We start from the raw sequence: 9,435 nt of genomic DNA on the forward strand, positions 1-9,435 counted from the left end.
CGGCGTGGTATGCTTGCCGCTAAGTCTTTTTAAACCCGAATTCTAATGGTTTTTCATAAAACCCCCGGGGGGGGGGGCCGCCCCCCGCCGCCCCCCCCCCCCCCGCTCAGTAATGTGGCGGCATGAAGCGGACCTCGTTCGGAACCTGGCCGTGCTCCATCGCCCGCGTCCTCGAGTTGTTCGGCGACGGATGGACGCCGCTCGTGTTGCGCGAAGCGTCCTACGGGGTCCGGCGGTTCGAGGATCTTCAGGAGAATCTGGGCATCGGCCGCAACGTGCTCGCCCAGCGGCTGAATCTGCTCGTCGAGGAGGGCCTGCTCGATCGGGTGCCCTACGAGGAACGGCCACCCCGGCACGAGTACGTGCTGACCGCCAAGGGGCGCGACTTCTTTCCCGTGCTCGTGGCGATCGGCCGGTGGGGCGACACCTGGCTGGCGGATGAGGACGGGCCGCCCGTGGTCTATCGGCACGGCGGCTCGGAGGGGCACGAGGCGCAGGCCGAGGTGGTCTGTTCGGTATGCGGCGACCCGCTCCACCTGGAGGACGTCGAGCCGTTGACCGGACCGGGTATGACGCCGCGTCAGGCGCATCGGGCGGTGGCCGAGGGGCGATGCGGGGCCCGCGCGTCGACGGTGCCGGCGCAGCGCGGGCCCTGGTAGCGGGGCCGGCCTAGCCTCGGCTCGGCTCGCCGGCGCGGTCGCCGCGTTCCAGGCGGTCGCGAGTGCCGAGGTCGGCCCGGTCGGCGGCGGCCTTGCCGTGCCGCCAGCCGTCGGCGTCCCGGCCGCGCAGGCGGTGCGTGGTGCGGGTGGGGAACATGCGCTCCGTGCTCTCCTTGACCGCGACCTCGCGGGCGGCCAGTGCCGGGAGCAGTCGGTTGTCGGAGGCCGCGTTCGCGTCCGCGACGGCCTCCTCCTCGGCGGCGGTCAGCCGTTCGCGGATCCGGTCGGCGTAGGCGATCAGGAACGACTGGCGGAAGGTCTTGGTGCGCCGGGCCCGGCCGGAGTCGTGCAGGTGCGAGCCGGCCCGGTTCATCGCGGCGGTGGCCTGGACCAGGAGCGAGGTGTACAACAACTCGACCGCGTCCAGGTCGGAGTCGAAGCCGACCACGGTGGAAAAGCCCAGCGCGCCGGACCAGATCGCCTGGCAGCCGTTGGCGTCGGCGACCGCGTCGAGCAGCAGCGCCTTGGCGCCCTCGTACGGGTTGTCCACACCGATCCGGCAGGCGCCGGGGGTGTGTGCCGCGTCCGCGCCGACGCCGAGCAGTGCCTCGTCGATCCGGTGCCGGGTCATCAACTCCTGGGCCTTGGCCGTGAGGGCCTCGGCCTCCTCCGGGTATTCGGTCGACTCGGCCTTCGCCAACAGGGCGCGCACGCGGCCGAGTTGGCGCTCCTCGCCGGTCGCCGGGCGGGTCCGCTCCGGTTCCCGGAAGGTCGCGGCGGTGAGTGGTTCGATGGCGGGCAGCCGGGCGATCGAGCGGAGCAGTTCGAGCACGCGCGCGGCGGTGCCGAAGCGGTCCAGGCCCTCGCGGGCGCCCAATTCGGTGAGGTAGGCGTCGTCGGCGCTCCACCACGGGATCGTTGCGTTCAGCTCGCGCACCTGGGCGGTCCAGCGGCGGCCGGTGCCCGCGTAGCCCCGGGCCTGCGCGGCGACCAGGTCGGCGGCGATCGGGGCGTGTCGCTCGCCCAGGTCGCGGGTGACCGCGCGGACCACGTCGGCGGGTTCCCAGCCGCGGCGGCGGCAGCCGTCGGCGGTGCGCTCGTACAGCGCGAGCACCGCGCGCGAGACGTCGGGCCAGTCGGCGGCGGAGGCCGCGAGCAGAGAGGCGCCGAGATCGATCGCGTCCGCCAGGGCGTCGTCGGACGCGCTCAGGACGGCATGGAATTGGGTTTCGACGAGCGTGGAGGACACCCGTCAAGGATTGCATTTCCGGCGCCCGAACGAGCCGGGCCCGGGTGTGGCCCCGTTCACGGCTGGGTTCACGGCCCCGTTCACGGCTGCGGGCGGGGCGGGGCGCTCAGGCGCGGGCGTAGCGGCTCGGCGCGGTGCCGACGGCGGCGGTGAAATCGCGGGTCAGGTGCGCCTGGTCGGCGTAGCCCAGGTCGGCCGCGAGCGCCGCCCAGTCGATGCCGGCACCGTGCTCGGCCCGCTCGGCGACCTCCTGGAGCCGGGCCCGGCGGAGCACCCACTTGGGGCCGACCCCGACGTATTCGGCGAACAGGCGCTGGAGCCGGCGGACCGGGACGCCGACCTCCTCGGCCAGGTCGTCGACCCGGAACAGGTTCGGGGCGGTGGTGATCCGCGCGACGATCGCGGCGGTCTCGGCCACCGCGGGATCGGTCGCGGTCGCCGGCAGCGCGCCGCGCAGCCAGGTCTCGGCGAGGGCGACCCGCTCCCGCTCGGCGGCGGCGCCCAGCACCCGCTCGCCGGCGGCCACGACCGTCGGGCCGAACAGGTCGACCGCGGGCACCACCCGATCGGTCAGCGTGGCCACGGGGGCGCCCAGGACCGGCCGGAAACCGCCCGCGCGGAACTTGATCCCGAACACGTGGCCGACCTCGCTCAGCTCCCGTTCGAAGATGTCGCGCACCACGCCGTAGACGGCCGGGAACGGCTGCTCGAAGACCACGTGCACGTTGGGGTGCGAGAGCACCTTCTGCCGGAAGGGCGCCCGTCCGCGCAGGTCCCAGTGCACGATCCAGTGGTGCTCGACGAACGGCGCCAGGTCGGCGGCCGGCTCGTAGAGGCTCACGCGGTGGCCGGGCGCGGCGTCGGCGCGCAGCACTCCGCGTGGGCGGTAGGGAAGCCTCATCCGGCCACGGTAGCCGGCGCCGGTGACATCGGCTCGGGCTGTCGCGTTTGTTCAAGACCGGTCACGGGAGCGGGCCATAGCGTCGTTTCCATGAATATTCACCACCTGTTCGTCGAAGCAGCCGCAGAAGCCGACCGGATCGCCCACGGTGTCGCCCCCGCGCCCGCCGCAGGACCGACGCCGTGTACCGACTACGACCTGCGCGCGCTGATCAACCACTGGGTGGTGTACACCTCGCACGGCCTGGAGCATCGGGCGCTGCGTCGGGAGTTGCCCGAGGACCTGATCGCGCGCGACTTCGTCGCCGAGCCGGACTGGGCCGACGCTTACGCCGCGCAGCTGGGGCGGGGTGTGGCGGCCTGGGCCGATCCGGCGGTGTGGGAGGGCGAGATCGACTTCGGCGGGGGCGGCACGATGCCCGCGCCGGAGATCGCCGCGATGTTGCTCGCGGAGCTGGTCCTGCACGGCTGGGACGTGGCCCGGGCGACCGGGCAGGACTACCGGGCGTCGACCGAGTTGGGCGAGGGGATCGAGGCCGTCGTGGCGAAGTACGCGTCGATGTACCGCGAGTACTCCGGCTTCGCCGAGGAGGTGGCGGGCTTCGCGGACGCGAGCGCGTTCGAGCGGGCGCTGGCCGCCTCGGGGCGGGATCCGCGCTGGACGCCCTGACCGGGGTCGGGCGGGCGGAGGCGGGTCGGCTCGATTCCGCCGGTGACCGGGCGGGTCGTCGCGGCGTCGGGAAATCCGCGCGGGGGCGGATCGGCTGTGCCTATGGTGGCCGCCGATCCCTTCCGGAGGTATGCGTGGCAACGATGGCGACACTCGACGGCTTCGCGAGCACGGTCCGGCACAGCCCGGGGGCGCAGCTGCGGGCCGCGTTCGTGGCCGGGCGGGTCGACCGGGCCGCGGCGTGGTTGGGCGAGCGACTCGGGTTCGCGGCGCGGGTGCGGTTGTCGGTGGCGGACGCGGAGGACTGGGACGCGGTGGCGACGGTGCCGCTGTACGGGACGCCGCAGGGGAGCGGGGACCACCTGCGGGTGGCCGCCGACGACGGCTGGTTCGGGGCACGGTTGTACGCGGGACTGCGGCCGCATCTGGGCGCCGGCACGGTGCGGCGGCTGCGCGAGGTGTACGGGGAACCGCTCGCGCTGCGGCCGTACTTCGACCTGGTGGCGGTGCACGAGTTGACCCACCTGTTCCAGGACCAGGTCTGGCCGGCGTATCCCGGCATGTGGATCGCCGAGCTGCACGCGAATCTGGCCATGGTCGGCTACGCGCACGAGGTCGAGCCGGATCTGCTGCCGGTCCTGCGGACCTTCACCTCGACCGTGGACGACCTGCCGGTCGAGGTTGCCCCGCTGCGCGAACTCGCGGACATGGAGCGCTCGTTCGAGCACGGAGCGGTCAACTTCGCGTGGTTCCACTTCGGGTTGACCCGGGCCGCCGAGGAGTTGTGGGCGGCCGGCGGCGCGGAGGTGTTGCGCGGGGTGTACGAGCACATCGGCGCCGGTGGCGGGGCCGAGCATCCGGCGCTGCGCGAGGTGGTGGCGGGGTGGCCGCGCCGGATGCGGGTGGGTGGTCGAGATTCGGCCGGCTCAGCCGGTCGAGGTGGTCAGCTCCGGGATCGTGGTCAGTTCGGTGCGGGAGACGATGCCGAGCTTGGGATAGGCCTTGTACAGGTGGTGTCCGACCGTGCGCGGGCTCAGGAACAGCTGGGCGGCGATGTCGCGGTTGGACAGGCCCTGCGCGGCGAGCCGGGTGATCTGTAGCTCCTGCGGGGTGAGCAGGGCGAGTACGCCGGCGGGTCGCGGGCCGCGCGGGGTGGCGCTGCCGCCGATCGCGCCCAGTTCGGTACGGGCCCGATCGGCCCAGGAGCGGGCGTCGAGCCGGTCGAACTCGGCCAGGGCGGTACGCAGGCGGTCGCGCGCCTCGGTCTTGCGGCGCATGCGGCGCAGCCACTCCCCGTACAGCAGCACGGTCCGGGCCCGCTCCAGCGGCCGGCGCTCGCCCTCGTGCCGGGCCAGCGCCGCGAGCCAGGACCGCTCCGCCTCCTCGTCGCCGGCGAGCAGCGCGCGGCAGCGCAGGACCAGGGCGTCGGCCCATGGGCGGCCGGCCCGGTGCGCCCAACGCTCGAAGCGGTCCAGCGGCTCGCGGGCCCGGTCGGGGTCGCCGGCGCGCACCGCGGCCTCGACGAGGTCGGGGACGGAGCGGGTCGCGCAGATGTGATGGCGCATCGGTTCGCGGGTGAGCTGTTCCAGCCGGTTGAGCGCCGCGTCGGGGCGACCCAGGCCCAGGTCGAGCAGGCCCAGCGCCCAGGCCGACCAGGGTGCGCCGGCGGGCATCGCGCTGCCGACGCCGCCGGTCAGCGCCGCGTCGGCGTGCCGGTGTGCCGCTTCCTCGTCGCCGGCGACGCCCGCGAGATAGGCCAGCACACTCTCGAACTGGCTGATCCACTGCCGCTGTCCGGTGTCCTGGGCGATCCGCAGCGCCTCGGTCGCGGTGGCCAGCGCGTTGGTGTGTCGACTCTCGAAGATCTCCGTCTCGGCCCGGAAGAACAGGATCGTGGGCAGTCGACCGATGCCGCCGTGTCGCCGGCTGTCGGCCGCGAGCACCGTCGCGAGGTCGTGCGCGTCGACGTCCTGCCCCAGGGTGAGCCCGACGCCGCAGGCGAGCAGGAGGGCGCCCTGATCGTCGTCGCCGAAGTCGTGGGCGACCCGGACCAGGTCGCCGAGCACCGGGCGCTCGGTGGTGTGCTCGTCGGCCGGGAAGGCGGCGGTCACGAATGCGGCGACCGGCGTCACCGGGGCCGTCGGGGGCAGCGTCAGTGCGGCCAACTCGTCGATGCTCTCCCGCAGTTGCCTCTCTCCCAGGTACCACGCGGTGTGCACGGACTGGAGCAACATCCGGGCCGCGCGCTCGGGGTCGGATCCGGCGGCGAGCGCGGCGCCCCGGCGCAGCAGCTCGTGTGCGCTGGGGAACGCCCCCTGCCAGAAGTCGGCCAGCGCGTGGACGTGCAACAGCCGGGCCCGGACGGCGTCGTCCGCGGCGCCGGTCAGCGCCCGTTCGGCGAACGTGCGGGCCCGGTCCGACTCGCCCGCCTCGGCGGCGGCCTCGGCGGCCAGGGTCAGCCGCCGGGTGCGGGCCGAGACGTCTTCGGTCAGTCGGGCGGCCCGCTCGTAGGCGAGCGCGGCGGCGAGGTGGCCGCTGCGCTCGCGGGCTCGCTCGCCGGTGCTCTCCAGGGCGGTCGCCGCCGCCTCGTCCACGCCGGTCGCGGCGGCGGCCAGGTGCCAGGCGCGGCGGTCCGCGTGGTCGGGCGCGGCGAACGCGGCGGCCAGCGCGCGATGCGCGGCCAGGCGCCGGTCGAGCGGGGCGCGCTGCTGTACCGCGGCGCGGATCAGCGGATGCCGAAAGCGCAGCCGGTCGTCGTCGACGACGATCAGCGACGCCTCCTCGGCGCCGGCCAGATCGGCCGCGCCCGCGCCGAACGCGGCGCCCGCGCGCAGCAGTACGCCCAGGTCGCCGGAGTCGTCGCACGCGGCGAGCAGCAGCAACATCCCGGTGCGCTCGTCGAGCCGGGTGACCCGGCCGTGGAAGGCGATCTGCAGCCGGCTGGTCAGCGGCAGCGCCCCCGGCCGCAGGGTGTCCCCGGCCCGTTCGCTGGCCAGTGACACGGGCAGTTCGAGCAGCGCGAGCGGGTTGCCTCGGGCCTCGGCGAGCACACGGTGGCGGGCGGCGGGACTCAGATCCTCCGCGTGGGTGTCCAGGAGCGCGCCCGCCTGCTCGGGCGGCAGCGGGGGCAGGTGCAGTTCGGGCAGGCCGGGGACGGGGAAGGCGTCGCGGTCGTCGCGCGCGGCGAGGATCAGCGCGATGCCCTCCGCGTACAGCCGCCGGGCGGCGAACACCAGTGCGTCGGCGGAGGCGCGGTCCAGCCATTGTGCGTCGTCGACGACGCACAGGAGCGGTCCGTCGCCGGCGTATTCGGAGAGCAGGGACAACACCGCGAGGCCGACGAACATCGGCTCCGAGCGTTCGCCGACCGCCAGGCCGAAGGCGGCTTCGAGGGCCTGGCGCTGCGGTTCGGGGAGCCGGTCGAGGCCGCCGAGCGCGGGGCGGAGCAGCAGGCTGAGCCCGGCGTACGGAAGTTCGGCCTCGTATTCGACGCCGGTGCCGCGGATCACCCGCAGGTCGGTGTCGGCGACCACCCGATCGAGGAGGGCGGTCTTGCCGATCCCGGGCTCGCCGCGGAGCACGAGCACGCCGCTGCGGCCCTCCTCGGCCGCGGCGAGCAGCTCGTTGATCGTGCCCAGCTCGGCGTCTCGTCCGTACAACATGCCGATGCGTCCCCCATGTCCGCCCGCTCCGTGGCCGGTCCGTCCGTCCGGGTGTGTGGTCGTCGATACCGGTACGGACCTACCGACTCCTGCGCGCCAAAGTACCTATGCGCGACCGATTCCCGTCGGTTCGGGGCTCCGTAGGTTCATGGGCAACGGAGCTCGCCGGAACCGCCGGAAGCCCGGAACACCCCACGAAGGACGGTCGCCATGACCACGAACATCGACTACACCGCCCTGGCCGAGCGCTACATCGCCGTGTGGAACGAGACCGACCCGGCCGCCCGGCGCAAGCTGGTCGAGGGGCTGTACACCGAGGACGCCGGGTACGTCGACCCGCTGGTGTCGGCCTTCGGGCACGACGCGATCGACGCGACGCTCGGCGCGGTGCAGAGCCAGTTCCCGAACCTGGTCTTCACCCTGGGCGGGGCCGTCGACGGGCACCACGACCTGGCGCGTTTCACGTGGAACCTCGGCCCGGCGGGCGCGGAGGCCATCGTGGTCGGCTTCGACGTGATCCACATCGCCGAGGACGGCCGGATCGCGCGGGTCAGTGGCTTCCTGGACAAGGTGCCGGCGGGGTTGTGAGTCGCCGCGTCGGACTCGGGGCCGGGCGACGGTAGCTCGGCCCCGCGGGCCTTCGTCTCTTCTTTCTTGCACGCCCTTTTCTTTTACGTCCTCTTCTTTGGAAGGAACCACCCATGTCCGCCACCACGACGGCCATCGTTCCCGACGCCGCGACATCGACGCCCCGGCAGTCGTGGGGCGCGCTGCTGGTCCTGCTCGCCGGGATCTTCATCACCACGCTGGACTTCTTCATCGTCAACGTCGCGATCCCCGCCACGCAGGAGGACCTGCACGCCACGCCGGCCGCGATCCAATGGGTGGTGGCGGGCTTCGGCCTCGCGGTTGCCGCCGGGCTGATCACCGCCGGTCGACTGGGCGACATCTACGGCAGACGGCGGATGTTCGCGATCGGCCTGGCCCTGTTCACCATCGCATCGGCCGGCTGCGGGCTGGCCGGGAACGCGGAGACGCTGATCGCGGCCCGGGTGGTGCAGGGCGCGGCGGCGGCGCTGCTGATGCCGCAGGTGCTGGGCATCGTCAATGTGCTCTACGTGGGCGAGCAGCGGGTCAAGGCGTTCACCGCGTACGGGCTGGCGATGGGCTTCGCGGGGGTGTTCGGTCAGCTGATCGGGGGCGCGCTGATCCAGGCCGATGTGTTCGGGCTCGACTGGCGCAGCATCTACTGGATCAACGTCCCGGTCGGGCTGGTCGCGCTGGTGCTGGTCCCGAGGGTGATTCCGGAGACGCGCGGCGGGGGCGGCACCCGGCTCGACCCGGTCGGCACCGTACTGGTCACGCTCGGCCTGGTCGCCGTGGTGTTGCCGCTGGTCCAGGGCCGGGAGCAGGGCTGGCCGCTGTGGACCTGGTTGTCGCTCGGCGTCGCGCCGCTGCTGCTCGGCGCGTTCACGCTGTACCAGCGCCGGCTCGCCGGGAACGCCGGCGCGCCGCTGGTGGATCCGGTGTTGTTCCGGGAGCGGCCGTTCTCGGTGGGCATCACGACGGCGCTGGTGTACGGGTTGGTGAACGCGGCGTTCTTCCTGATCCTGGCGCTGTACCTACAGCTGGGCCACGGGATGTCGGCGCTGGACTCGGGGCTGCTGTTCATCGCGCTCGGGGTCGGGTACTTCCTGTCCTCGGCGGTCTCGGGGCGGATCGCGGCGGGGCTGGGTCGGCAGGTGCTGGCGCTCGGCGCGCTGGTGCAGGGCGCGGGGCAGGTGGCGCTCGTGGAGACGGTGTCGAACACGCACGAGACGTTGTGGCTGATCCCGGGGCTCGCGCTGACCGGGTTCGGGATGGGGCTGGTGATGGGCCCGATGGCGGCGACGGTACTGGCCGGGATCGGGGCGCGGCATGCCGGTTCGGCGGCGGGCCTGCTGTCCACGGCACAGCAGGTGGGCGGGGCGCTGGGGGTGGCCCTGGTGGGCATCGTCTTCTACGACACGCTGGGCGACGCGCCGACGGCGGACACCTTCGGGGACGCGTTCGTGAACGGGCTTTGGCTGCTGACGGCCTTCTGCGCGGTGGTCGCGGCGCTGGTGCAGCTGCTGCCGGGGCGGCGAGCGGGCTCGGGTGTGGTGGGTGAGGCGGTAGGCAAGTCGGAGGTGTTGGTCTGAGCTTCCCGGACCGAGGCTCGGCGGAAAGACGAGCGGCGGGGGGGGGGGCGGGGGGGGCGCCCCCCCGGCGGCGCGGCCCCGGAGGGGCGCAGCCCCCAGAGTATAAAAAAAAAAA

7 protein-coding genes are annotated in these 9,435 nt (G+C 73.6%); 4 read left to right on the forward strand and 3 right to left on the reverse strand.

The window, feature by feature from the left end:
• Positions 1–122: 122 nt before the first annotated feature.
• Positions 123–659, forward strand: coding sequence for a winged helix-turn-helix transcriptional regulator (locus ACWGR4_RS16055; protein WP_452133864.1), 537 nt, complete (start codon positions 123–125; stop codon positions 657–659).
• 10 nt (positions 660–669) lie between these two features.
• On the opposite strand, the gene ACWGR4_RS16060 is transcribed toward ACWGR4_RS16055, so the two are convergent.
• Together ACWGR4_RS16060 and ACWGR4_RS16065 are read right to left on the reverse strand one after the other, a co-directional pair.
• Positions 670–1,908 carry a DUF2786 domain-containing protein gene (locus ACWGR4_RS16060; RefSeq protein WP_452133865.1) on the reverse strand — a complete coding sequence of 413 codons (1,239 nt, stop codon included), beginning with the start codon at positions 1,906–1,908 and terminating at the stop codon, positions 670–672.
• A 106-nt stretch (positions 1,909–2,014) separates the two neighbouring features.
• The gene (locus ACWGR4_RS16065; protein ID WP_452133866.1) at positions 2,015–2,809 is read right to left on the reverse strand and encodes an AraC family transcriptional regulator; all 795 of its coding nucleotides are present in this window, start codon (positions 2,807–2,809) and stop codon (positions 2,015–2,017) included.
• Positions 2,810–2,899: 90 nt separating this feature from the next.
• On the opposite strand from ACWGR4_RS16065, the gene ACWGR4_RS16070 reads away from it, so the two are divergent.
• Entirely contained in the window at positions 2,900–3,478 is a 579-nt protein-coding gene (locus ACWGR4_RS16070) for a TIGR03086 family metal-binding protein (protein WP_380003478.1), read from the forward strand.
• A gap of 926 nt (positions 3,479–4,404) precedes the next feature.
• Here ACWGR4_RS16070 and ACWGR4_RS16075 read toward each other — a convergent pair.
• Positions 4,405–7,140, reverse strand: a complete 2,736-nt coding sequence (locus tag ACWGR4_RS16075; RefSeq protein ID WP_452133867.1) for an ATP-binding protein — start codon at positions 7,138–7,140, stop codon at positions 4,405–4,407.
• Positions 7,141–7,350: 210 nt separating this feature from the next.
• Between ACWGR4_RS16075 and ACWGR4_RS16080 the strand changes: the two genes are divergently transcribed.
• The gene (locus ACWGR4_RS16080; protein WP_380003480.1) at positions 7,351–7,728 is read left to right on the forward strand and encodes a nuclear transport factor 2 family protein; all 378 of its coding nucleotides are present in this window, start codon (positions 7,351–7,353) and stop codon (positions 7,726–7,728) included.
• 113 nt (positions 7,729–7,841) lie between these two features.
• The gene (locus tag ACWGR4_RS16085) at positions 7,842–9,320 is read left to right on the forward strand and encodes an MFS transporter (protein WP_452133868.1); all 1,479 of its coding nucleotides are present in this window, start codon (positions 7,842–7,844) and stop codon (positions 9,318–9,320) included.
• Positions 9,321–9,435 lie beyond the last annotated feature (115 nt).

Source organism: Embleya sp. NPDC055664, from assembly GCF_053618075.1.